Source organism: Arthrobacter sp. UYCu512, assembly GCF_040547075.1.
Classification (GTDB): Bacteria; Actinomycetota; Actinomycetes; order Actinomycetales; family Micrococcaceae; genus Arthrobacter.
In genome coordinates this window covers 71,865-96,239 of sequence record NZ_JBEPPA010000013.1, presented here as the reverse complement: position 1 = coordinate 96,239, position 24,375 = coordinate 71,865, and the positions used below count along the sequence as shown (strand labels likewise).

At 66.1% G+C, this 24,375-nt stretch carries 22 protein-coding genes; 8 read left to right on the top strand and 14 right to left on the bottom strand.

All coding sequences use genetic code 11. The annotated features are described in order from the left end of the window. Positions 1 to 45 precede the first annotated feature (45 nt). The 7 genes from ABIB49_RS14705 to ABIB49_RS14675 form a co-directional block, all read right to left on the bottom strand. Positions 46 to 1,422 (bottom strand): MFS transporter, encoded by a 1,377-nt coding sequence (locus tag ABIB49_RS14705; RefSeq protein WP_253031857.1) that lies wholly within the window; start codon positions 1,420 to 1,422, stop codon positions 46 to 48. A gap of 88 nt (positions 1,423 to 1,510) precedes the next feature. Beyond that, positions 1,511 to 1,963, bottom strand: a complete 453-nt coding sequence (locus ABIB49_RS14700; protein WP_253031856.1) for a MaoC family dehydratase — start codon at positions 1,961 to 1,963, stop codon at positions 1,511 to 1,513. Continuing rightward, positions 1,964 to 3,157: a thiolase family protein gene (locus tag ABIB49_RS14695; protein WP_283480776.1), complete on the bottom strand. Its 1,194-nt coding sequence runs from the start codon at positions 3,155 to 3,157 to the stop codon at positions 1,964 to 1,966. It lies immediately after the preceding gene. Beyond that, on the bottom strand, positions 3,157 to 3,933 hold the full coding sequence (gene fabG, locus ABIB49_RS14690) for a 3-oxoacyl-ACP reductase FabG (RefSeq protein ID WP_282358934.1): 777 nt from the start codon (positions 3,931 to 3,933) through the stop codon (positions 3,157 to 3,159). Before fabG ends, ABIB49_RS14695 begins: the two co-directional genes overlap by 1 nt. A 62-nt stretch (positions 3,934 to 3,995) precedes the next feature. Further along, entirely contained in the window at positions 3,996 to 5,192 is a 1,197-nt protein-coding gene (locus ABIB49_RS14685) for an acyl-CoA dehydrogenase family protein (RefSeq protein ID WP_354157201.1), read from the bottom strand. Continuing rightward, on the bottom strand, positions 5,189 to 5,653 hold the full coding sequence (locus ABIB49_RS14680) for an acyl-CoA thioesterase (protein ID WP_354157200.1): 465 nt from the start codon (positions 5,651 to 5,653) through the stop codon (positions 5,189 to 5,191). The genes ABIB49_RS14685 and ABIB49_RS14680 overlap by 4 nt, the downstream gene beginning before the upstream one ends. Then, entirely contained in the window at positions 5,646 to 6,896 is a 1,251-nt protein-coding gene (locus ABIB49_RS14675; RefSeq protein ID WP_282358941.1) for a CaiB/BaiF CoA transferase family protein, read from the bottom strand. The genes ABIB49_RS14680 and ABIB49_RS14675 overlap by 8 nt, the downstream gene beginning before the upstream one ends. 173 nt (positions 6,897 to 7,069) lie before the next feature. On the opposite strand from ABIB49_RS14675, the gene ABIB49_RS14670 reads away from it, so the two are divergent. Together ABIB49_RS14670 and ABIB49_RS14665 are read left to right on the top strand one after the other, a co-directional pair. Beyond that, positions 7,070 to 7,978, top strand: a complete 909-nt coding sequence (locus ABIB49_RS14670) for a LysR substrate-binding domain-containing protein (protein WP_226775262.1) — start codon at positions 7,070 to 7,072, stop codon at positions 7,976 to 7,978. Between the two features lie 135 nt (positions 7,979 to 8,113). Continuing rightward, entirely contained in the window at positions 8,114 to 9,301 is a 1,188-nt protein-coding gene (locus tag ABIB49_RS14665; protein WP_282358944.1) for an acyl-CoA dehydrogenase family protein, read from the top strand. 99 nt (positions 9,302 to 9,400) lie between these two features. On the opposite strand, the gene ABIB49_RS14660 is transcribed toward ABIB49_RS14665, so the two are convergent. Together ABIB49_RS14660 and ABIB49_RS14655 are read right to left on the bottom strand one after the other, a co-directional pair. Then, complete coding sequence (locus tag ABIB49_RS14660) at positions 9,401 to 11,008, bottom strand: PucR family transcriptional regulator (RefSeq protein WP_226775260.1); 1,608 nt, start codon at positions 11,006 to 11,008, stop codon at positions 9,401 to 9,403. A 33-nt stretch (positions 11,009 to 11,041) separates the two neighbouring features. After that, entirely contained in the window at positions 11,042 to 12,964 is a 1,923-nt protein-coding gene (locus tag ABIB49_RS14655; protein WP_226775259.1) for an FAD-binding monooxygenase, read from the bottom strand. Between the two features lie 220 nt (positions 12,965 to 13,184). On the opposite strand from ABIB49_RS14655, the gene ABIB49_RS14650 reads away from it, so the two are divergent. From ABIB49_RS14650 to ABIB49_RS14625, 6 genes are read left to right on the top strand one after another with little or no spacing between them, the layout of a single operon-like run. Continuing rightward, positions 13,185 to 14,660 (top strand): fumarylacetoacetate hydrolase family protein, encoded by a 1,476-nt coding sequence (locus ABIB49_RS14650; protein WP_226775258.1) that lies wholly within the window; start codon positions 13,185 to 13,187, stop codon positions 14,658 to 14,660. After that, entirely contained in the window at positions 14,653 to 15,366 is a 714-nt protein-coding gene (locus tag ABIB49_RS14645) for a GntR family transcriptional regulator (protein WP_226775257.1), read from the top strand. Before ABIB49_RS14650 ends, ABIB49_RS14645 begins: the two co-directional genes overlap by 8 nt. 10 nt (positions 15,367 to 15,376) lie before the next feature. Then, positions 15,377 to 16,897 (top strand): 5-carboxymethyl-2-hydroxymuconate semialdehyde dehydrogenase, encoded by a 1,521-nt coding sequence (gene hpaE / locus ABIB49_RS14640; RefSeq protein WP_282358949.1) that lies wholly within the window; start codon positions 15,377 to 15,379, stop codon positions 16,895 to 16,897. Positions 16,898 to 16,925: 28 nt separating this feature from the next. Then, entirely contained in the window at positions 16,926 to 18,002 is a 1,077-nt protein-coding gene (gene hpaD / locus ABIB49_RS14635) for a 3,4-dihydroxyphenylacetate 2,3-dioxygenase (protein ID WP_226775255.1), read from the top strand. Positions 18,003 to 18,004: 2 nt separating this feature from the next. Then, on the top strand, positions 18,005 to 18,790 hold the full coding sequence (gene hpaH / locus ABIB49_RS14630; RefSeq protein ID WP_226775254.1) for a 2-oxo-hept-4-ene-1,7-dioate hydratase: 786 nt from the start codon (positions 18,005 to 18,007) through the stop codon (positions 18,788 to 18,790). Beyond that, on the top strand, positions 18,775 to 19,590 hold the full coding sequence (locus ABIB49_RS14625; RefSeq protein WP_226775253.1) for an HpcH/HpaI aldolase family protein: 816 nt from the start codon (positions 18,775 to 18,777) through the stop codon (positions 19,588 to 19,590). Before hpaH ends, ABIB49_RS14625 begins: the two co-directional genes overlap by 16 nt. A gap of 57 nt (positions 19,591 to 19,647) precedes the next feature. Here ABIB49_RS14625 and ABIB49_RS14620 read toward each other — a convergent pair whose 3' ends face one another. The 5 genes from ABIB49_RS14620 to ABIB49_RS14600 form a co-directional block, all read right to left on the bottom strand. Beyond that, entirely contained in the window at positions 19,648 to 20,070 is a 423-nt protein-coding gene (locus ABIB49_RS14620) for a heat shock protein transcriptional repressor HspR (RefSeq protein ID WP_226775499.1), read from the bottom strand. Positions 20,071 to 20,085: 15 nt separating this feature from the next. Continuing rightward, on the bottom strand, positions 20,086 to 21,075 hold the full coding sequence (locus ABIB49_RS14615) for a DnaJ C-terminal domain-containing protein (protein ID WP_226775252.1): 990 nt from the start codon (positions 21,073 to 21,075) through the stop codon (positions 20,086 to 20,088). A 95-nt stretch (positions 21,076 to 21,170) separates the two neighbouring features. Next, a complete protein-coding gene (locus ABIB49_RS14610) occupies positions 21,171 to 21,845 on the bottom strand; it encodes a nucleotide exchange factor GrpE (protein WP_226775251.1) in 675 nt (224 codons plus the stop codon). A gap of 2 nt (positions 21,846 to 21,847) precedes the next feature. Continuing rightward, positions 21,848 to 23,701 carry a molecular chaperone DnaK gene (gene dnaK / locus ABIB49_RS14605; protein WP_226775250.1) on the bottom strand — a complete coding sequence of 618 codons (1,854 nt, stop codon included), beginning with the start codon at positions 23,699 to 23,701 and terminating at the stop codon, positions 21,848 to 21,850. A 274-nt stretch (positions 23,702 to 23,975) separates the two neighbouring features. Then, positions 23,976 to 24,362 (bottom strand): hypothetical protein, encoded by a 387-nt coding sequence (locus ABIB49_RS14600; protein ID WP_226775249.1) that lies wholly within the window; start codon positions 24,360 to 24,362, stop codon positions 23,976 to 23,978. Between the last annotated feature and the right edge of the window lie 13 nt (positions 24,363 to 24,375).

Below are 24,375 nucleotides of genomic sequence, written 5' to 3'. Positions count from 1 at the left end.
ATGTACCGTGTCCACACCCGTCGCGGCCCGGACCGCCACCCCGGGTCAGCAGGCGTCAGCCTCCGCGTTGAGATCCCGGCCCCTGGTTTCGGGAGCGATGAACCCGGCCGCCCAGCCGATCGCGGCGTAGCTCATCAGGATAGCGGCGATCGGCACCCAGCCCGGACCCGTCGCCGCGACGACGGCGGCGGCCAGGACGGGCCCCAGGCCGCCGGAAAGCACCGCGCCGATCTCCTTGACCGTCGTCATGAAGGTAAAGCGGTGCTTGGACCCGAACATCTCCACCAACCAGGTTGATTCCACGCCGTACATGTTGGGCAGCGGACCGCCGATGAAAATGACGAAGACGAGGGCCACCAGCAGCGGGTTCCGGGTTTCAATCAGCAGCATCGCAGGGATGGTGAAGGCGAACTGGAAGCCGGAGAGCCACAGCCAGACCCGGCGCCGGCCGAACCGGTCGGTGAGCTTGCCCGTCAGCAGAACTGTGGCGACGCCCAGGATCGAGCCGAGCGTCACGCCGGTCGTGACGAGGTTGGCGTCCATTTTCACCACGGACACGGTCCAGCCGATCAGGAATCCCTTGACGAGGTAGACCGAACCGTTCTCACCGAGCTTGATGCCCAGTGAGACGAGGAATGATTTTTTGGCGTCCGCCGCGTCACGCCAGACGCTTTGCTGCCTGGCCTCGACGCGCGCCGCAGCACGCCGCGCCTTGAGCTCCTCGAAGACCGGAGATTCGCTGACGCTGCGCCGCAGGTACAGCGCCACCAGGGTGGTCACGACGCTCAGCAGGAAGGGAATACGCCACCCCCAGGCGAGGAATTCCTGCTTCGGCATCTGCGATAGCAACAGCCACAGTCCGCTGGCCAGAAGCACACCGGTCGCGGTCCCCAACGCCACCACCGCACCATAGAAACCGCGTTTGCCAGCGGGCGCGGATTCCACCAGCAACAGCGAGGCCCCGGACAGTTCAGCGCCGGCACCGAAGCCCTGGATGAGCCGCAGGAGCACCAGGAGGATGGGCGCGATAACGCCCACCTGGGCGAAGGTCGGCAACAGGCCCATCCCCAGGGTGGCGATCCCCATCATCCCGACAGTGATCACCAAGATCCACTTGCGGCCGTATTTGTCCCCGAGATAGCCGAAGTAGATTCCGCCCAGCGGCCGGACGAGGAACCCGGAGCCGTAGGCGGCGAAGCTGGCCAGCAGCGCCATTGCCGGGTCGACATTGGGAAAGAACAGCGGCCCGAAGACCAGCGCCGCGGCCAGGGTGTAAAGCGTGAAGTCCATGTACTCCAACGCAGAGCCCAGCCAGGATGAGATCGAGGTGCGGCGCAATTCAGCCGGCGTCACCCCAGGATGCAGCGCCGTGCCCTGCGCGCCCGCCTCGGCGTGTGTCAGTTTCAGGTTTTCAGTAACCACGGATTTTCTCCCTCGTGAAGAGCCTGCAGGCAGGCTCGGCCGTAACGTCGTTGTTCGGATGGTGGTGCAGGGTGGTGCCGGAGACCGGTCAGCTCCGGAGCAGGGACACGGTTTCCGCGATGCAGGCAGGCTTTTCGGAACCTTCCAGCTCGATCAGGTGCCGGAACTGCAATTGCCGGCCGTTGGCCGTGTTGGTCACCGAAGCCAGCGTCAGCCGGTCCCTGATTCGCGAGTTCACCAGGGCGGGCGCCGGGAACCTGACCTTGTTCAGGCCGTAGTTGATGATCATCGCCGCGCCCTGGACCCGGTAGACCTGACCGGCAAGGTACGGCAGCATCGAGAGGCTGAGATACCCGTGGGCGAGCGTGGCGCCGAACGGTCCGGCAGCGGCCCGCTCCGGATCGGTGTGGATCCACTGCTGGTCCAGGGTCGCATCGGCAAATGCCTGGATCTGGGATTGCTCCAGGGTGTGCCAGCCGCTCACCCCGATTTCCTGTCCCGTCATGCTTGCCAGCTCGGCGGCGTCCTCGAACAGCCTCATCTAAACCCTTTCCAGCAGCATGGCGACGCCCTGGCCCAGCCCGACGCACATTGTGGCCAGGCCGCGGCCGGCGTTTTCGCGTTCCATCCGGCCGAGCAGGGTGACGACAATTCTTGATCCGGAGGAGCCCAGCGGATGCCCGAGTGCGATTGCGCCGCCGTCGTTGTTGACGGTGCCGGCATCCATGCCGAGCAGCCGCATGCAGGCCAGCGACTGCGCCGCGAAGGCCTCGTTGAGCTCGACGGCGCCGACGTCGTCCAGGCTCCAGCCCGCCTTCGCCAGCGCCTTCCGGGTCGCTGGGACCGGGCCGATCCCCATCACGTCCGGGGCGACGCCGGCGGCCTGGCTGGTGACGATGCGCGCCCGCGGCGTCAGGCCATAGCGCGCCACGGCCTCACCGCTGGCGACCACCACTGCGGAGGCGCCGTCGTTGAGGGAACTGGAGTTGCCCGCGGTGACGATTCCGCCGGGCTTGACGAGTGGCCGGAGCCCGGCCAGGGACTCGGCGGTGGACCCGCGCCGCGGCCCTTCGTCGGTGTCCACAAGCGATACTTCACCGCGCCGGCCGGTGACCGGGACGGGGACGATTTCGTCCCTGAAGCGTCCGGCGTCGATCGCCGCCAACGCCAGTTCGTGCGAGCGCAGCGCGAAGCTGTCCGCGTCGGCGCGGGAGATCCCTTCTCGGCCGGCCACTTCTTCGGCGGTTTCGGGCATCGAGAACCGGGCGTTGGATTCCATCCGCGGGTTGACGAACCGGGCACCGATCGAGGTGTCCGCCAGCTCCCCTGGCTTGGCAAACGGTTTGTCCGGCTTGGCCAGCACCCAAGGTGCCCGCGTCATGGATTCGACGCCGCCGGCCACCACGAGGTCGACATCGCCGTTGCGGACCGCCTGCGCCGCCATGCTGATGGCGGTCAGGCCGGACGCGCACAGCCGGTTGACCGTTACAGCGGGGACGGCCTCGGGCAAGCCGGCCAGCAGCACTGCCATCCGGGCGACGTTCCGGTTGTCCTCCCCCGCCTGGTTGACGCAGCCCAGGATGACCTCGTCGATGCTGGCCGGGTCGACGCCGGCGCGAGCCACGACGGCCTGCAGCACGAGCGCGGCCAGGTCATCGGGCCGGACCGTCGCGAGTGCGCCGCCGTGGCGGCCCACCGGCGTGCGGACGCCGCCGACCAGGAATGCCTCGGGCATCAGCGGGCCCCGCCGTTGATGTAGAGCGTCTGGCCGGAGACGTAAGAGGAATCGTCGCTGGCGAAGAAGGCGACGGCGGCTGCCACTTCCTCGGGCTGGCCCACCCGGCCCAGCGGCGTGCGGGCCGCCACCGCCTCCTGGTGTTCGGCCGGGCTGCTGCCGACGCGCTCGGCGGTGGCCGCGGTCATCGAGGTGGCGATGTAGCCGGGGGCCACGGCGTTGACCGTGACGTTGAATGGGCCGAGTTCGATGGCGAGCGTCGCCGTCAGGCCCTGAATGCCGGCTTTCGCGGCGGCGTAGTTGGCCTGGCCGCGGTTGCCCAGCGCGCTCCGGCTGCTCAGCGAGACGATTTTCCCGTACTTCGCAGGGACCATGTACCGCTGGGCCGCACGGGAGCACAGATAGGCACTGGTGAGGTTGGTGGCCAGGACCGAGTCCCAATCCGGCCGGTCCATTTTGAAGAACAGGTTGTCGCGGGTGATACCGGCGTTGTTGACCAGGATGTCGAGGCGGCCGAACTCCCGATGGATCTCCGCAAAGACCCGGTCCACGGTGGCTTCGTCGGTGACGTCGCAGGCGGCGGCGATGGCGCGGCCGCCTGCCGCGAGCACCTGCGGGTCGACAGTGATCGCCTGAGCGGTGGCTTTGGCGCCTTCCTCATTGAGGTCCAGGACGACGACGGTGCCGCCCCCCGCGGCCAGCTTCAGCGCCGTGGCGGCGCCGATCCCCTGGGCGCCGCCAGTGACGACGGCCACTCGGTTGGTGAAATTAGTCATGGTGTTTCCTTCGCTTGCGTGGAATGTAGCTGATGCCCGGGTGGCGATTGCCTGGCCGGGGACTAGCTGAAGGCGGAGAAACCGGTAATCTCCCGGCCAACGAGCAGGGACTGGATGGAATCGGTGCCTTCGTAGGTGGAGACGACCTCCATGTCGGTCATATGCCGGGCGACATGGTTCTCCAGCAGCACACCGTTGCCGCCGAGCATGTCCCGGGCTTCGGAACAGATCCAGCGCGCCTTCTGCGCCGTGTGCATCTTGGCCAGCGACGCCATGGGCCCGGTCATGCGTCCGTCCTCGGCCAGGACGGCAAGCCGGAAGCAGATCAACTGCATGGCCGTCAGTTCGGCGAGCATGTTGGCGAGTTTGTTCTGCACCAGCTGGAAGCTGCCGATCGGTTTGCCGAACTGGTGCCGGGTCTTCGCGTAGTCCACCGCGATCTCGTAGGCCGCCATTGCGTGGCCGAGGGACTCCCACGAGGCTCCGCTGCGGGTGGACGTCAGAACGCGGGTGACGTCCTTGAAGGAGTGGCAGCCGGTGAGCCTATTGTCCGCCGGTACCCTGAGTCCTTCGAGGGTGATGTCCGGCTGGAGGATCGCCCTTTTGCCGATCTTTCCGGTGATGACCTCGGTGTGATAGCCGTCCGGGTAGCTGCCGTCGTCGTTGCGCTCCATCACAAAGGCCTTGACCTTGGCGTCCTCCTCGTCGCGGGCGAAGATGATGACCACATCGGCCATGCTCGCGTTGCCGATCCAGCGCTTGCGGCCGTTGATGATGTAGCTGTCTCCGTCCCGCCGAGCGCTGGTCTCCAGGGCCACCGAATCGGACCCATGGTCCGGTTCGGTCAGGGCGAAGGCACCGATTTTGTCCAGCGTGGCCATCGCGGGGAGCCAGCGCTGCTTTTGTTCCGCGCTGCCGAGCATGTTGATGGTGCCCATGGCCAGGCCGGACTGGACACCCAGGAACGTATTGACGGAGCCGTCGCCCCGCGAGACTTCTGCCGCGACGATTCCGGCGGCGAGCCGGCTCAGCCCGGGGCAGCCGAATCCGGTGATGGTGGTTCCTACGATGCCGAGGGCGGCGAGTTTCGGGATCAGCTCGAACGGGAACTCGGCGCGCTCCCAGTAGCCGTTGATAACTGGCAGCAGGTCCTTGTCGACGAAGCTGCGGACCTTCAGCCGAAGGGCGCGGTCCTCGGCGGTGAGGAAATCATCCAGCAGGTAGAAGTCGGTGCCTTGTGCGGCCGGTTCCGGTGTCATTGGGTCAGCTCCAGGGGTGGGTGATCGGGAATCTGCGGTTCACGGGGTTCCGTGTTTGCCGGTGTGGGCCGGAACTGGGCGAGCCAGTGCCGTTCGCGTTCCGCCAGGGGCCGCGACTTGCCGGTTTCGGGCCAGACTGAAACAAGCACTGTCCGGCCCTCGACGGCTACAGCGCCGTTTTGGGTGCCGGTGAATTCGAGGCTGACGGAGCTGGTGCCGATCCTGCTGACCGCGAGTTCAACGTCGAGGTCTTCGCCGTAGTGGATCGGCCGCCGGTAGTTCAGCTCGAGGGCTGCCACTACGGTGGGGGCCGCGTCGGTTGAGTGGACTCCCTGCATCGTGGCCCGCCATTTGAGTCTCGACTCCTCCAGGAGTGTCACGACGGCGGCATGGTTGACGTGGCCATTAAGGTCCTGGTCCGACCACCGCGGGGAGATCCGGGTCCGGTATGCCTCAGGCATGGGCCAGCGTTTTCTGGTGCAGCAGCCAGTTCCGGACCAGCTCGGAGCTTTCGTTGAGCTCCGGCGGTGCGAGTGAGTAGTCCACCGGGGTGCGGGAGTACTCGACGGGATGCCGCACGGTGGGAATCTGCCGCGCCCCGCTGCCGGCCAGCACTACCGGCTGCAGCCCGAGCTGCTCGGCGAAATCAACCCCGCCGCGGACATCCTGGATCGGCGCGCACGGCAGCCCCGCCGCGGAGAGCTCAGAAAACCACTGCGCGGCGGACTGGGTGGCCAGCCGGGCGTGGAGGATGTCGCGCAGCTCGTCCCGGTGCGCATTGCGTTCCCGGGTCTTGGCGAACTTCGGGTGCCGGCCGACTTCGGGGATCGCCAGCGCCCCGCAGAGCCGGACGAACTGGGCATCATTGCCCGTGGCGATGATGATCATGCCGTCGCCGGTCTGCATCGGTGCGTACGGATACATACTGGGGTGCTCGTTGCCCATCCGGGCCGGCACCACACCGCCGGTCACGTAGGCCGCGGACTGGTTCACCATGCCGGACAGTGCGGAGGTCAGGAGGTTCAGCTCCACCAACTGGCCTTCGCCGGTCTGGTCCTTGTGGTGCAGGGCCCCGAGGATGCCGATGGCCGCGTGCAGGCCGGTAATAACGTCAAAGAGGGCGATGCCGGCCCGGTACGGCTGCGTGTCCTGGTCACCGGTCAGGCTCATCATTCCCGAGGCGGCCTGCACAAGCAGGTCATAGCCCGGGATGTGCGCGCCTGCCCCGGTGCCGAACCCGGTGATGGAGGCGTAGATGATGTCCGGCTTCAGCTCCGCGGCTGCGGCATAGTCCAGACCCAGCCGCGCCATGTTGCCGGGCTTGAAATTTTCGATCATAACGTCCGCTGAGCGGATCAGCGAGCGCGCCACGTCAAGGTCCTCCGGGTCCTTCAGGTCCAGGGCAATGGAGTGCTTGTTGCGGTTCACCGCCAGGAAGAATGTGGCCTCGCCGTCGCGGACCGGGGGCATGTAGGTGCGGGTGTCGTCGCCGTCGGGGCCCTCGACCTTGATGACTGTGGCGCCCATATCAGCCAGCAGCATGGTGGCGTACGGACCAGCCAGCACCCGGCTGAAATCCGCGATGACGACGCCGGCCAGGGGTCCGGTGCCTTCCCGGCCCAGGACGTCAACGCCGGGCCCGGCTCCGCCTGCGGCGGGGCGGTTGCGCCCGCCGGCCGCCGGTTTACTGCTCGGTTGTGTCATTCTGTACCTCCGGTATGTGGTCTGCATCACCTACCCTCGCAAGCGGATTGATCCGCGTCCAATACGCATTTGGTGCTGGATTGATACCCCACCGCCATCAATGCCTATTTCGTTGTGTTGGGTATCTTGGGCATATGAACAATGACGTTTACCTGAGCGGAAGCTGACCTGGCGTGGAAATACAACAGATCCGGGCCTTCCTGGCCGTGGCCGAAGAATTGCACTTCGGCAGGGCCGCGCTCCGGCTCCACATGGCTCAACCGCCGCTGAGCCGGTCCATTCAACGGTTGGAACACGAACTCAAGGCACCGCTCTTTGTCCGGAGTACCCGGACGGTCCAGCTAACGCCGGAGGGCGAGGCACTGCTGGCGCCGGCCCGGGACATCCTGGCGGCCTGCCGTCGCTCAAGCCTCGCGGTCGCCTCGGCAGGCCGCGGCGAAACCGGTCGCGTGCGGGTCGCGTTTGCCGGCGTTTCCTCCCACGTGATGGTGGGCAAGCTCGCCAAGCGCGTCCGGGAGGCGCATCCGGGAATTGATTTTGAACTGTCCAGCTCCAACTTCGCCCTGCCGGCGATGGACAAGGTCCTGAGCGGTGCCATGGAGGTGGGCCTGGGCCGCTGGAACTTCATCCCGGCGCTCCTGGACTCGCGGATCGTGGCCAACGAGCGGCTTGTGGTGGCCTTGTACGAAGCCCATCCCCTCAGCGGCCGCGATTCGCTGAACATGGCCGACCTCGCGGATCAGCCCTTCGTCACCCTGCCCGAGCACCCGGGATCGATCCTCCATGACCACCTCCGCAGGCTGTCCGGCGACGCCGGCTACGCCGCGGAGATCGTCCAGGTGGCCCCGGACTCCCAGACGCTTATGGCGCTCGTCGCCGCGGAAATCGGCGTCGCCCTGACGGTGTCTTCGGTACCGGAGAACTTCAACCACCCCGGGGTTATCTTTCTGCCGCTGGACGGCCCGGCCGAGAACATCCAGTTGCGGCTGGTCTGGCGGAATGACAACACCAGCCCGGCACTGCGGGAGGTCCTTCGCCTCTCGGAAGAAGTCTTGCCGTCGCCGGACGCAGGCGCTCATTGATACGCCCAGGACATCAGCGGCCGCAGGATTTGGTATTGGATCTTCAGCAATCCAGCTGTCACAGTGGTCGGAGCTCGACGGGCCTGAAGTAGACCCGCCGTTAACTAGCCGCATCCGACGCCAGGAGAACAAACCGTGACCGTAACCGCACCCGCCCTGGCCCTCGACGATGTGCTCAACCTGGACAGCCTCCTGAGCGCGGATGAGCTGCAGTTGCGAGGCACTGTCCGCGACTTCGTGAACAAACGCATCCGGCCCTACATTGCCAGCTGGTACGAGGACGCCCACTTCCCCTTGGAGCTGGTCCCCGAACTCGGGAAGCTGGGCGTCCTCGGGATGCACCTAAAGGGCTATGGCTGCCCCGGCCGCAGCGCCGTCGAATACGGCCTGGCGGCCATGGAACTGGAGGCCGGGGATTCCGGGCTCCGGACCTTCGTCAGCGTCCAAGGCTCGCTGGCCATGAGTGCCATCCATAAGTGGGGGTCCGAGGAGCAGAAAAACGAGTATCTGCCGGCCATGGCCCAAGGCAGGACGATCGGCTGCTTCGGGCTGACCGAGCCAACCGCCGGCTCCGATCCGTCCAGCATGGCGACTTTCGCGGAGTCCGACGGCAACGGCGGCTGGGTCATCAATGGCGCAAAACGCTGGATCGGGCTTGCCTCAGTGGCCCAGATCGCGGTCATCTGGGCCAACACCCGCGAGGGAATCCGCGGATTCATCGTGCCCACGGATACACCCGGCTTCACCGCGACGCCCATCGGATCCAAGCTGTCCATGCGGGCATCAATCCAATGCGACATCAGCCTGGCCGACGTCCGGCTGCCGGCCGCGGCGCTCCTCCCCGGCGCCCGCGGGCTCAGCGGCCCGTTCTCCTGCCTCAACGAAGCCCGCTACGGCATTATCTGGGGTGCCATGGGCGCGGCCCGGGACTCCTACGAATCCGCCCTCGCATACGCGCAGGAGCGACTGCAGTTTGGCAAGCCCCTCGCCGGCTACCAGCTGACCCAGGAAAAGCTCGTTAATATGCTGCTGGAAATCCAGAAAGGGACGCTCCTGGCCCTGCATACCGGACGACTGAAAGACGCCGGGACGCTGGAGCCGGTGCAGATTTCGGTGGGAAAGCTGAATAACGTCCGTGAGGCCATCGCCATCTGCCGGGAAGCGCGCACCATCCTGGGCGGGAACGGCATCACGCTGGACTATTCTCCGCTCCGACATGCCAACAACCTCGAATCCGTGCGCACCTATGAGGGCACCGACGAGGTCCACACCCTCATCCTGGGCCAGCGCATCACGGGCATCTCCGCCTTCCGCCAAGGCTGAAGGCGCCTTCCGCAGCCGCTTCAGCGGGCGGGCATTAGTCCCGGATGGCAAGCCGCACCGGCCCGGAGTTGGCCAACCCGGCCGGGGCCGCCCTTGGTGTTAGAGATCCTTCAACCGGTACAGCATCAATGCCACGTGCAGGGAGGTCCGGGATTCCGGCTCATCCAGTTCGAGGCCAAGCTTTCGTTCCAGGCGCGCCAACCGCGAATACAGTGTTGGCCGGCTCAGGAAGCTGGTGCGGGCCAGTTCGGCCTTATTCCCCTGAGCTTCCAGGTATTTTTCAAGCAGCAGCAGTTCCTCGGACTCGTTTCCGCCCAGAATTCCCGCCAATTCGCCTTCCACGAACGTCTGGACCCGCGGATCACTGCGCAGGAGAGCCAGCAGCCCCCGCAGCCGGATGTCGGCAGCGCGATAAAACGGCTTGCCTCGTTTTTGCAGCGTGCTGGCCGCTTCGGCTACGTGATTCGCCTCATCAAGTCCGGCGGCGGCCAGCAGGAGGGAACCCTGCGGATGTCCAATGCCGGCAGCCCACTGCAGGTCTTCGGCGCTGTCTGCTGCCAGGCGGCGAAGCTCGGCGCAGATTCTCGTGACGGCCCCCTCCTCAGCCTGTTTCGGCGGCAGGCCAAGCAACAGGGCCACCGTGCCGGTCTGCAAACTTGCAGCCAGGGCAGAGTACTTCAGCGATTGAAGCGAGCGGTTCACCGATTCCAACAGCGCCCGCTCCCTTCGCTGGAGGGCCAGGGGGCCCTCGCCGCCCCGCGGGTCCAGCCGAAAGACCACGGGCACGTACATCTGATAGCTCCGGAGCCCCAGCGCACCTGCCCGCGCCTGGGCCTCGGCTTCACTGAGGGAGCGCGGTTGGCGGAGCTCGTGCATCAAACCCGCGCGTGCCTGGTATCCGAGTTCGCGCTGATCCCGTTCGGCGAATCGATTGATGGAAAGCGCCTGGCCTGCCCGTTCAAGCACCATCGACGCGTCCGTGTCATTGTCCAGCGTCACCGGCACCACCAGCCTGCCCCAGCGCTGTGAGCGAAGGCCGACGGGCGTCTGCAGCCAGTTTTCCTCACCGGTGCGTGTGGTGGCCTCGTTGAGATGGACAACGCGGGAGCGGTTCTCCCAGTCGTTGAGCAGCTTTCCGGCCGGAACGCCGGCACCGTCGAAGGCGAGGACCAAGTGCGAAATATTCTCGAGAACAACCGGCGCACCGATCAGCTGCGCCGCACGGGCGACGATCTCGTCCGCGCCGGCACTCTCCAGGCTGAGCAGCGTAAACACCTCATGAACATGCCTTGCCTTCTCAACCCGCTCCAGCTGCCCGGCGAGGATTATCTTGTGCACGTTTTCCGTGATTTCCACAAAACGCACCGGCTTGCGCACCAGGATCACCGGAATTCGAGCAGAAGCTGCCGCCTCGCGCAGCGCCCGTGACGCTTCAGCCCTGTCATCGAGGATTTCCACGATCACTCCTGCGGCGCCCAGGGACGCCAGTTCGGCCAAATACCGGGTGGCGGCGCTGCTGGAATCTTCAAAGGCCAGGCCCGTGGTGAGCACCAGCTCCCCGCCTTCAAGAAATCCCGTGAGGTTCCGGAGCTCGGCCACATGGATCCACCGCACCGGAGTCCCAAGCTTGCTGGCCCCGGTGAGGATCTCGGGATCCCCTTTCCTGACAGCAGGAAGGGAAAGGATGTGGTCAACGGTCAAGCGCATCTACACAGTGTAACTATTGGGCGGTTCTTTCGATCAGGGTGTTAGGGCGCTACCTGAGGCCTGCCCAGTCAGCCGGACCGGCACGAGGGGCGCGAAGAAGGCGCCGAGCTCCGCCGTTGCCGTCAGCGGCAGGACGTTGGCCACGTACTGGTCAGGGCGGACGATCACAATGACGCCGCCGCGGTCCAGGCCGCGCAGTTCGAAGATGTCCGCCGTCGGGTCGGTGCCGTAAACCTTCTCCAGATAGGTGAGCCGGAACGGGCCAACTTCCGGGGTAAACACCGCCGGAACAGCCGTGATGTCCACACCCGTGTGGTCCTGCTGGTAGATCACTTTCACGTCGAACCAGGCGTCGGCGTCCGCTCCGTCCGGGGTAGCTGCCAGCGGCGATTCCGGCGCGTTGGCCAACCAGGCGGCCAGCTCCGTCGTGGGCGACGGAGCGCCGGCCGCAGCCTGATCCGCGAAGACGTAGATACGCCACCGGCCATCCGCCGCGGCCTGGTGGCCGAGCTGAAGCGGGTTTGTGTCGCAGACGCGCTCCACCGGCGCGGATTTGAAGCGCTTGCCGACAGGAAATCCGGTAGCCAGGCCCTGGTGGGTCGCTTCGCCGACGATCATCGAAGGCGAGTACTCGGTCATAAAGCCCGCAGGAAACTCTGCCGTGCGCACGTAGAAGTCCTCGAGCTCGGAGGGGTTCTCGAACTCTTCGGGCTTCTTCGCCATCAGGGACGACCACAACTTGTCGAAGTCGATGAGGTTCTTCGCAACAACCTGCCGTTCGGCCGAGTAGGTGGAGAGCAGGCTCTCTGGGCTGCGGCCGTCAAGTACGTGACCGAGTTTCCAGCCGATGTTAAAGCCGTCCTGCATGGAGACGTTCATACCCTGGCCGGCCTTGGCACTGTGTGTGTGGCAGGCATCGCCGGTGATAAACACGCGCGGCGCGCGGATGCCGAGCTCCGCCGGAAGGACGTCGTCGAACCGGTCGGTAAGGCGGTGGCCCACCTCGTACACGCTGTGCCAGGCGACATTGCGCACGTCGAGAACGTAGGGGTGGAGGATTGCGCCGGCCTTGGCGATGATCTGCTCGATGGTGGTGTTGCGCACGGCGCCGTTGTCAGCCGGGTCTACCTCGCCGAGGTCGACGTACATTCGGAACAGGTGGCCGCCCTCGCGCGGGATGAGCAGGATGCTGCCACCCGTACCGGACTGGATGGCGCACTTGGTCCGGATGTCGGGGAAGTCCGTGCCGGCAACAACGTCCATAACCCCCCACGCGTGATTGGCTTTGTCGCCGGCGAGCGTGCAGCCGATCGAGTCGCGGACTTTGCTCCGGGCCCCATCCGCCCCCACAACGTACTTGGCACGGACAATCCGCTCGGTGCCTGCGTCGGGACCATCAGTATGGAGCAGCGTCACACTGACGGGGTATTCGCCGTCGCCGGCGACCTCAAGGCCCTGGAATTCCAGGCCAAAATCGGGGGCCATGCGGGTGGGCGCATTGGCCATGAACTCGGCGAAGTAGTCCAGCACCCGGGCCTGGTTGACGATCAGGTGCGGGAACTCGCTGATGCCGGCAGGATCGTCGGCGGCACGGGCCGCCCGGACGATGCGGGACGAATCCTTCGGGTCCGGCTTCCAGAACGCCATCTCGGTAATGCGGTAGGCCTCGGCGATGATCCGTTCGGCGAAACCAAAGGCCTGGAAGGTCTCTACGCTCCGGGCCTGGATACCGTCAGCCTGGCCGATGGCGAGCCTGCCACCGCGGCGCTCCACGATCCTTGTGGTCACTGCCGGGAACTGGGAGAGCTGGGCTGCCGCGAGCATCCCGGCGGGCCCCGTTCCGACGATGAGGACGTCGACGTGCTCGGGAAGCTCGGCGGGGCGTTCGATCCCGACGCCGGCGGCCGGCTGGACTCGCGGGTCACCGGATACGTAACCGTGGTGGTGGAACTGCACGGGCTTTCCTCACTTCGTTGTGTGGCGGACTCTCGCCGAGACGGCGTTCGATAATAGAACAGACTGTTCGATAATAGAACTCGAACACTGGTTCCTCACTCTACGGCACCTATGACGCAGGTTACAAGTGCCCAAAAAGATCCGGACGCAGGGGTTGACGACGTGTCCGCTGCGGGGCATTCTTATCGTATACGATTTCGTACTCGATGAGGAGCTACTTTTGGAACAGGTCACCGACCACACCCTGGCCGCGGCCCGCAAAGTCATCGCGGTGCATATTAACTACCCCAGCCGGGCAGCCCAGCGCGGCCGCACCCCCGAGCAGCCGTCCTACTTCCTGAAGCCATCGTCCTCCCTGGCCCTCAGCGGTTCAACGGTGGAGCGTCCGGCCGGGTGCGAACTCCTCGGCTACGAGGGCGAGATTGCGCTGATTATCGGCAAGCCCGCCCGCCGGGTGGGCATCGAGGACGCCTGGAGCCACGTCGAGCGGGTCACGGCCAGCAATGACCTCGGCGTCTATGACCTCCGCTACGCCGACAAGGGCTCCAACCTCCGGTCCAAGGGCGGCGACGGCTTCACCCCCGTCGGGCCCGGACTGCTCGCCGCGGACGCCGTGGACCCGGCCGGCCTGCGGATCCGCACCTGGCACAACGGCCAGCTGGTCCAGGACGACACCACCGGGGACCTGCTGTTCCCGTTCGCCCAGCTGGTCGCGGATCTGTCCCAGCTGCTCACGCTCGAAACGGGCGACATCATCCTGACCGGCACTCCCGCCGGCGCCTCCGTTGCCAAGCCCGGCGACGTCGTCGAAGTAGAAGTCAGCGCCGGCGAACTGACCACCGGCCGGCTCGTGACCACTGTCGTGGACGGCCTGACGCCGTTCGCGGACTTCGGCGCGCAACCGAAGACTGACGATCTCCAGCGCGAGGAGGCCTACGGGTCCCGCGCCGCCGCCGGGCTGCCCGACGTCGGCGGGACGGCGCCGGAACCGGCGTTAACGCCGGAGCTGAAGGCAAAGCTGGCGAGCGTGAGTACCGCTACCCTGTCCTCCCAGCTGCGCAAACGGGGCTTGAATAACGTCAGCATCGACGGCCTGCAGGCCACCCGCCCGGACCAGCGGATCGTGGGCCTGGCCCGGACTCTGCGGTTTGTGCCGAACCGCGAAGATCTTTTCAAGACCCACGGTGGCGGCTTCAACGCGCAGAAGCGCGCCATCGATTCGGTGAACCCGGGCGAAATCCTGGTGATGGAAGCCCGCGGCGAAAAGGGCACCGGAACCATCGGCGATATCCTGGCCCTGCGCGCCCAGGTCCGAGGCGCCGCAGCAATCATCACCGACGGCGGCGTGCGGGACTTCGCCGCCGTCGCCGCGATGGAGATGCCCACCTACTACGCCAACCCGCATCCGGCAGTGCTGGGACGGCGCCACATTCCCTGGGATACTGACGTCACCGTCGCCTGCGGCGGCACCACCGTCCAGCCCGGCGACATCATCGTCGCCGATGCGGACGGCATCCTGGTTATCCCGCCGGCCCTCGCGGCGGAACTCGCAGACGATTCCATTGCACAAGAACGCGAGGAAGTCTTCATTTTCGAGACGGTTCAGCAAGGCCACAGCGTGGACGGGCTTTACCCGCTCAACGCCGCCTGGCGGGCCCGCTACGAAGAATGGGAAGCAGGCAAAGCCCGTGACTGAGACTGCCACCGCCGGAAATGCAGCCGGAACAGGGAACGCGGCCAGCAAGTCAGAAATGGCGTACGCAGTGGTGAAGGCCCGGATCGTGGACGGTACGTACTCCCCCGGCTACCGCCTGGTGCTGGCCAAGATCGCCGAGCATCTCGGCGTCAGTGTGGTCCCGGTCCGCGAGGCTATCCGCCGGCTCGAAGCTGAAGGGCTGGTGACGTTCGAGCGGAACGTCGGGGCCACCGTTTCCGGCATCGACCCCACCGAATACCTCTACACCATGCAGACCCTGAGCATCGTCGAGGGGGCCGCCACAGCCCTGTCAGCTCCGCTGATCGGGGAGGCGGACATTGCCAGGGCACGGGCGGTCAATGCGGAAATGCGGGACTGCCTGGAACACTTCGATCCCGACCGCTTTACCCGGCTTAACCAGGACTTCCACAGCGTCCTGTTCGAGCACTGCCCCAACCCGCACATCCTGGACCTCGTCCACCGCGGCTGGAACCGGCTGGCCTCGCTGCGGTCCTCCACGTTCCGTTTTGTCCCCGGCCGAGCCCGCGAATCCGTGGCCGAACATGAGGCCCTGCTGCGGCTGATCGAGACGCGGGCCGGCGCCGACGCCATTGAAAAGGCGGCCCGCAGCCACCGCAGCGCCACCCTTGACGCGTACCTCGCCCAGGCAGCAGCACCTGCCGACCAGACCCCCCTTAGCAGTTAGGAAAACAACAATGACGTTTACTGCCCCCGCCGCCGCGACCACCGCCCACTACGTTCCGCAGGACCTGCCCACCCACATCCAGCACTACATCAACGGGGAGTTCGTCGACTCCGTCGGCGGGGCGACCTTTGATGTGCTCGACCCGGTATCGAACGAAAATTATGCCACCGCTGCGGCCGGCCAGAAGGAAGACATCGAACTCGCCGTCGCCGCCGCCCGCGCAGCGTTCGTCAACGGCCCGTGGCCGAAAATGAAGCCCCGGGACCGCGCCCGCATCCTGAACAGGATCGCCGACGCCGTCGAGGCCCAGGAGGCACGCCTTGCCGAACTGGAGACGTTCGACACCGGCCTGCCGATCACCCAATCCCGGGGCCAGGCGCTCCGGGCAGCAGAGAACTTCCGCTTCTTCGCGGACCTGATCGTGGCCCAGTTCGATGACGCCATGAAGGTTCCGGGCTCGCAAATCAACTACGTCAACCGGAAGCCGATCGGCGTCGCAGGCCTCATCACGCCCTGGAACACCCCATTTATGCTGGAGTCCTGGAAGCTCGCCCCGGCCCTGGCCACCGGCAACACTGTGGTGCTCAAGCCCGCCGAGTTCACGCCGCTGTCCGCGTCGCTGTGGGCGCAGATCTTCAAGGATGCCGGGCTTCCTGACGGCGTCTTCAACCTGGTCAACGGCCTCGGCGAGGAAGCCGGCGACGCCCTGGTCAAGCATCCGGACGTCCCGCTGATTTCGTTTACCGGCGAAACCACCACCGGGCAGACGATCTTCCGCAACGCCGCGGCGAACCTCAAGGGCCTGTCGATGGAGCTGGGCGGGAAGTCCCCGTGCGTGGTGTTCGCGGACGCCGATCTGGACGCCGCGATCGACTCCGCCTTGTTCGGGGTCTTCTCGCTCAACGGCGAGCGCTGCACCGCAGGTTCCCGTATCCTCGTGGAGCGTTCGGTGTACGCGGAGTTCTGCGAAAAGTACGCCGCCCGGGCGAAAAACATCGTCGTCGGCGATCCGCACGACCCCGCCACCGAAGTCGGCGCGCTCGTGCACCCGGAGCACTTCGCGAAGGTGGCCTCTTACGTGGAGATCGGCAAGTCCGAGGGCCGGCTCCTGGCCGGCGGCGGACGACCGGAGGGACTGCCGCACGGGAACTACATCGCCCCCACCGTCTTCGCCGACGTCGCCCCTGACGCGCGGATCTTCCAGGAGGAGATCTTCGGTCCCGTCGTCGCGATCACCCCGTTCGATGACGACGACGAAGCGCTGGCTTTGGCGAACAACACCAGGTACGGCCTGGCCGCCTATATCTGGACGCAGAACCTGACGCGCGCCCACAACTTCGCGCAGAACGTGGAGGCTGGAATGGTCTGGCTCAACAGCCACAACGTCCGGGACCTCCGCACCCCCTTCGGCGGTGTCAAGGCCTCCGGCCTGGGCCACGAAGGCGGCTACCGCTCCATCGACTTCTACACCGACCAGCAGGCCGTTCACATCACCCTCGGCACCGTCCACACGCCCAAATTCGGCGCCTAACCAGCCTCCTCAACGAAGAGAGAAGACCATGAGCACCTTTGTCCCCACCCCCTCCGTTCCAGCCCCCGACATCGTCCGCTGCGCCTACATGGAGATCGTCGTCACGGACCTCGCCAGGTCCCGCGCCTTCTACGTGGACCTGCTTGGCCTGCACGTGACCGAGGAAGATGAAAACAGCATCTACCTGCGTTCCCTGGAGGAGTTCATCCACCACAACCTGGTGCTGCGCAAAGGCCCCATCGCGGCAGTTGCCGCATTCGCGTACCGGGTGAAGTCCCCGGCCGAGGTGGATGCCGCAGAGGCCTACTACAAGGAACTCGGCTGCCGGACCGAACGCCGCAAGGACGGATTCACCAAAGGCATCGGTGATTCTGTCCGGGTCGAGGATCCGTTGGGCTTCCCCTACGAGTTCTTTTACGAGACCGAGCACGTCGAACGCCTCACCCAGCGCTACGATCTCTACTCGGCCGGGGAACTGGTCCGCCTGGACCACTTCAACCAGGTCACTCCGGACGTCCCGCGCGGCCGGAAGTACCTCGAGGATCTCGGCTTCCGCGTCTCCGAGGACATCCAGGACTCCGACGGCGTCACCTACGCTGCCTGGATGCACCGCAAGCAGACAGTGCATGACACCGCCCTGACCGGCGGCAACGGCCCCCGGATGCACCATGTCGCATTCGCCACGCACGAGAAGCACAACATCATCCAGATCTGCGACAAGATGGGCGCCCTGCGGATCTCGGACCGGATCGAACGCGGTCCGGGCCGGCACGGCGTGTCCAACGCCTTCTACCTCTACATCCTGGACCCCGACGGGCACCGGATCGAGATCTACACGCAGGACTACTACACCGGCGATCCTGACAACCCCACCATCACCTGGGACGTGCACGACAACCAGCGACGCGACTGGTGGGGCAACGCAGTGGTCCCCTCCTGGTACACCGAGGCCTCACTGGTCCTGGACCTGGACGGCAACCCGCAGCCCGTCATCGAACGGACGGACGCCTCCGAGATGGCAGTCACAGTGGGCGCCGACGGATTCTCCTACACCCGCGCAGCAGGCGCCGAAGCGGAGGGCTTTAAGCTCGGGGCGCAGCTGTAGCCATGCTGGATGCCAAGACGATCGAGGCCATCGCCGACGAACTGCTGGAGGCCGGCCGCAGCCGGACCCCGGTACCCCGCCTCACTTCCCGCCACCCGGGCATGACAGTGGAGGACTCCTACGCCGTCCAGCAGCTCTGGCGCCGCCGGAACGAGGACGCCGGCCGGTCCCTGGTGGGCCGTAAGATCGGGCTCACCTCCCGGGCGATGCAGGTGGCCACCGGCATCACGGAACCGGACTACGGGGCGATATTCGATGACATGGTCCTGGAAACCGGCTGCTCGGTGCCGTGGGAGAAGTACACGCACCCCCGGGTGGAGGTGGAACTCGCGTTTGTGCTGAAGAAGGACCTGGCCGGTCCCGGCTGCACAGTCTTCGACGTGCTGAACGCGACCGACTATGTGGTTCCGGCCCTGGAGATCCTGGACTCCAGGATCGAAATGGAGGGCCGGACCATCGTGGACACCATCGCGGACAACGCAGCGATGGGGGCCATGGTGCTGGGCGGCAACCCGGTCCGGCCGGATGCCGTGGACCTGCGCTGGGTCTCCGCGATCCTCTACAAGAACCAGACAGTGGAAGAGACCGGTGTCGCAGCCGGCGTCCTGGACCACCCCGCGAACGGGGTGCACTGGCTTGCCAACAAGATTGCCGCGCACGGGGACAGCCTGAAGGCCGGGGACATCATCCTGGCCGGCTCCTTCACCCGCCCCGTCTGGGTTTACGCTGGCGATACCATCCACGCAGACTACGGACCGCTGGGAGTCGTGACATGCCGCTTCGAGTAGCACCGGAGAGCACTTTCCGCGACGCGCTGGCCGCGGCGGGCCGGCCGCTGGCGGGTATGTGGGTCTGCTCCGGCAGCCCGCTAGTCGCCGAAATCTGCGCCGGCGCGGGCCTGGACTGGCTCCTCATCGACGCCGAACACAGCCCCAACGGACTCGAATCCGTCCTGGCCCAGCTTCAGGCCGTCCACGGTTACCCGGGGCAGGTGCTGGTCCGGCCTCCGGTCAATGACACAGTGCTGATCAAGCAGTACCTGGACCTTGGCGCCCAGAACCTGCTGGTGCCGATGGTGAACTCCGCGGCTGAGGCCCGGGCCGCCGTCGCCGCCACCCGGTACCCTCCGCACGGTGTCCGGGGGGTCGGCTCCGCGCTGGCCCGCTCCGGCCGCTGGAACCGGATCCCGGATTACCTCGCCCGAGCCGGGCAGACCATCAGCCTCACCGTGCAGATTGAATCAACTGCGGCCGTCGCCGCCGTTGAGGACATCCTGGCGGTCGACGGAGTGGACGCCATCTTCCTCGGACCCTCCGACCTCGCCGCCTCCATGGGACTGCTCGGACAGCAGGAACATTCCGAGGTGCGCGCCGCCGTCGAACACTGCCTCACAGCCGCCGCGACGGCCGGCAAACCCGCCGGCGTCAACGCCTTCAACCCGGACACCGCGCGGCGCTACCTGGCCGCCGGGGCATCGTTTATCCTGGTCGGCGCGGACGTCGCCGTGCTGGCCCGGGCCTCGGAGGGCTTTGCCCAGGCATTTATTCCGGCGGTTGATTCCGCCGGCCAGCAACCCGCCAGCTACTAGCCTGCCCGCGAACACAGCTGTGCCCGGGACCGCCAAGGTCCCGGGCACAGCTATTTGCTAATCGGTTCCGCGCGGCCGCCACACCACCAGCGCCTGGGACCTGGCCCGGGGGCGTTTGCCGCGGGCCAGGCTGACGACGTCGCCCGCGGCTCCCGCCGCGAAGATGCGGGCGTCGAGGGGGCGGGAGCGGCGTTCGAGTTCGCCGCTCAGCTCGGCGACGCGCCGCTGCAGGGCCGCCACCTGGTTCTCCAGCTGGAGGATCCGCTTGATGCCCTCGAGGGAGACGCCCTCCTGCGAGAGCCGCTGTACCTCGCGGAGCATGGTGATATCCCGCTGGGAATAGCGCCGTGACTTGCCGGGGGCCCGGCTCGGGGACACTATGCCCAGCCGGTCATACTGTCGCAGGGTCTGCGGGTGCATGTCCGCCAACTCCGCAGCGACGGAGATGACGAAGATCGGCTGCTCGAAGTCGATGGCCATGGCAGGCATCCGTTCCTAGAGCCGGGCCCTGGCTGCCAGTTCGGCGCGGACATCCTCACCGGCGGTGGCCGTAGCGAAGGACTTGACAGCCTCTTCGGCCTCCTTGTTCAGCTTCCGCGGGACGGCGAGGTCGATGACGACCAGCAGGTCACCGGTGGCCTTGGTGTGCTTGACTCCGCGTCCCTTAACACGCAGCGTGCGGCCGGACGGGGTGCCGGCAGGCACGCGCACCTTTACCTTGTCGCCGTCGATGGTCGGAACCTCGATGTCCGCGCCCAGGGTTGCCTCCGGGAAGGTAACCGGTACGTGGATTCGCAGGTTGTCCCCGTCGCGGACGTAGAAATCGTGCGGCTTTACCGAGACGGTCACCATCAGGTCCCCGTACCCGGCCGGCCCGTACTGGCCCTTGCCGCGGACGCGGACTTTCTGGCCGTCCTTGATGCCTGCGGGAATGCGGACGTCGATGACTTCGCCGTCCGGTTCACGCAGCCCGATGGTGGTTCCGCGGATGGAGCCCGCGAAGGAGATCGAAGTGGACGCCGTCCGGTCCGCACCCTTTTGCGGGGCACGCTGGAAGGACTGGCCGCCGCCGAAGCCGCCGCCGGCTCCGCCGCCGAACAGGTCCGCAAACTCAGGAGGAAGCCCGCCGCCGGCGCCGTAGCCGCCGGACTGACGGCCGCCGCCACCGGTGAAGAGTCCGCCGAAAAGGTCTTCAAAACCGGCTCCGCCGGCCCCCGGGCCACCGCCTCCCGGGGCGAAACGCGCGCCGCCGCCCATGGCCCGGATGGCGTCATACTGCTGGCGCTCGTCTGCATCGGAGAGCACGGAGTACGCCTCGGAGATGTCCTTGAACTTCTTCTCCGACGCGACGTTCCCCGAGTTGGTATCCGGGTGGTGCTGGCGCGCGAGCTTCCGGTAGGCCTTTTTGATGTCCGCGTCGGAAGCGTCCTTGGCGACACCAAGGATCTTGTAAAAGTCCTTGTCCACCCAATCCTGGCTAGCCAATGGCGTTTCCTTTCAAATCTGTGTGCCGAAGTGACAGTTCGCGCCAATGTTCCTTATAAACACCGGAGCGAACTGTCACCTCGATGACGTTACTGCTAGGCCGGGACCGCCACGATGACCTGGGCTGCCCGCAGGACCCTGTCGCCGGACTTGTAGCCCGAGCGCAGGACCTGGCTGACGGTGTCAATTTCGACATCCGTGCCGGGCTGCTGGATGAGGGCCTCGTGGATCGTGGGGTCGAACTCCACGCCGGTCTCGTCAATGCGCACCAGGCCGTAGGTCTTCAGCGCATTCTCCAGCTTGGCGGCAATGGCGGCGAACGGGCCGTCCGTAAGGTCACCGTGCTGCCGGGCGGCGTCGACGTCGTCGAGCACCGGGAGCACCGAGTTCAGGACGCCAATGACGGCCATCTCCCCTGCCACGGCGCGGTCACGTTCGACGCGCTTGCGGTAGTTGACATACTCAGCCTGCAGGCGGCGCAGGTCATTTCTGAGCTCCTCCGCCTCAGCACCGTCGGCGCCCTGGGCTACGGAATCCTCGGCCGGTACGTCAACGCCGTTGAGGATGTCCTCCGCCTGGGACAGCGCGTCCCCGGAGTCGGATTCCCGTGCGGCGGCGCGCTCCTGGTCGGGGTGGCGGGCCTGGCCGGTCTTCGGGTCAACCTTGCGGTTGTCGTGGATGATCGGTTTCTGCGGCTCGTTCTCCCGCTGCTGACCGTCGCCACGGCTCCCGGAAGAACCGTGCTCTTCTTCGTTACCGTGATGCGGCATGATTACTTCTTCTCGTCTTCGTCAACGATCTCGGCGTCGACGATGTCCTCGTCGGCTCCCGCTGCGGGCTCGCCGGCAGCGGCACCCTCGGCGCCGTCCGGGGAGCCGGCCTGGGCGTAGATGGCCTCGCCGAGCTTGGTCTGGGAAGCCTGCAGCTTCTCAAACGCCGTTTTGACGGCCGAGTCATCGGTTCCTTCGAGGGCAGCCTTCAGGGCGTCGACGTCGGCCTGGACCTCGGTCTTGACCTCTTCAGGCAGCTTGTCGGCGTTGTCAGCGATCAACTTGTCCACGGAGTAGGCCAGCTGCTCGGAGGTGTTGCGGGTGTCCGCTGCCTCGCGGCGGGCCTTGTCCTCGGCTGCGTGCTCTTCGGCGTCCTTGACCATGCGGTCGATGTCTTCCTTGGAGAGGCTGGAACCGCCGGTGATGGTCATGGACTGTTCCTTGCCGGTGCCCTTGTCCTTCGCCGAGACGTGCACAATGCCGTTGGCGTCGATGTCGAAGGTAACCTCGACCTGCGGCATGCCGCGCGGCGCCGGTGCGATGCCGGTCAGTTCAAAGGTACCCAACGGCTTGTTGTCCCGGGTGAACTCGCGCTCGCCCTGGAAGACCTGGATGGCTACCGAGGGCTGGTTGTCATCGGCAGTGGTGAAGGTTTCCGAGCGCTTGGTCGGGATGGCCGTGTTGCGCTCGATCAGGTGCGTCATGATGCCGCCCTTGGTTTCAATACCGAGGGAGAGCGGGGTGACGTCGATCAGGAGGACGTCTTTACGCTCGCCCTTGAGGACACCGGCCTGCAGTGCGGCGCCGACGGCGACAACCTCGTCCGGGTTGACGCCCTTGTTCGGCTCTTTGCCGCCGGCCAGGTCCTTGACCAGGTCGTAGACGGCAGGCATCCGGGTGGAACCGCCGACCAGCACGATGTGGTCGATCTGGGAAAGCTGGATGCCGGCTTCCTTGATGACGTCATGGAACGGCTTTTTGGTGCGCTCAAGCAGGTCCTTGGTGAGGTCCTGGAACTTGGCGCGGGTCAGCTGCTCATCCAGGTGCACCGGACCGTCGGGGGTGACGGAGAGGTACTGCAGGGAGACATTGGTGCTGGACGAGGAGGAGAGTTCCTTCTTGGCCTGCTCGGCTGCTTCACGCAGGCGCTGCAGGGCGATCTTGTCCTTGGACAGGTCGATGCCCTTGACCTTGAGCTGGTTCAGCAGGTAGTCGACAACGCGCTGGTCCCAGTCGTCGCCGCCGAGGCGGTTGTCGCCTGCGGTGGAGCGGACCTGAATGGTGGAGAAGTTGTCTTCGTCCTTGCCGACCTCAAGGAGGGAAACGTCGAAGGTTCCGCCGCCGAGGTCGAAGACGAGGATGAGCTCGTCTTCCTTGCCCTTGTCGAGGCCGTAGGCCAACGCTGCAGCGGTGGGCTCGTTGACGATGCGCAGGACCTTAAGGCCAGCGATTTCGCCGGCTTCCTTGGTGGCCTGGCGCTCTGCGTCGTTGAAGTACGCGGGAACGGTGATCACAGCGTCAGTGACCTTCTCACCGAGGTAGGACTCGGCGTCGTTCTTGAGCTTCATCAGGATACGGGCGGAGATTTCCTGCGCCGTGTACTTCTTGTCGTCCACCGCGACGTTCCAGTCGGTGCCCATGTGGCGCTTGACCGAAGCAATGGTGCGGTCAATGTTGTTGACGGCCTGGCGCTTGGCGATCTCGCCAACGAGCACTTCGCCGGACTTGGAGAATGCAACAACCGACGGCGTGGTGCGCCCACCCTCGGCGTTGGCAATAACGGTGGGCTCGCCACCTTCGAGAACGGAGACGACGGAGTTGGTTGTTCCGAGGTCAATACCTACTGCACGTGACATGTGTTGCTTCCTTCTTTCCGGGGAATCTAGCTGAAATCGCTGCAGACCACTGGGATCCGACCGATATGAGCGATCTGCACTCAACTTTACTCCGGCTCGGGGCAATGTCAATCCAAAGTTGAGCGTCATCCGCTCAACCTCGGATTAACTTGCACCAGGAACACGCCGCAGACAGCAAAAACTCCCGGAATTCCGGGAGTTTCACTTGGCCGCCTGTCCACCGGCGACGAATTTCGCTGTCCGCGAAGGCCGCCGCCGGGTGCGGACCTGCCGCTTAGCCGTCCCCGCGGTCCGGCTCGCCCGTCGATTCCGTCCGAACGGGCGCCGCGCCGGCGGCGCCGCGGCCCGCACCGGGGGTGCCGGCGGCGCCGTAGTCGCCGTCCGGATACTCGCCCTCGTTCGCTGCGGAGGCCGGCGCGCCGACGCTACCTGCCGCGCCATAGTCGCCCTCGGGATAGTCGCCCTCTTCCACACCAACGGCCGTGGCGCCGCTGACGCCGGCATTGCCGTAGTCGCCGCTGGAGTATTCGCCTTCTTCGGCCTCGAGCGGGTTGTCCCCGGCGGTGCCTGCCGTGCCGTAGTCACCTTCGACATACTGGCCCTCCGCGGCCGGGTCTTCGGGCTCCGGGGCCGTTCGATCAAACTCGCTGTTTTCGGACATGTTTGGATCCTTT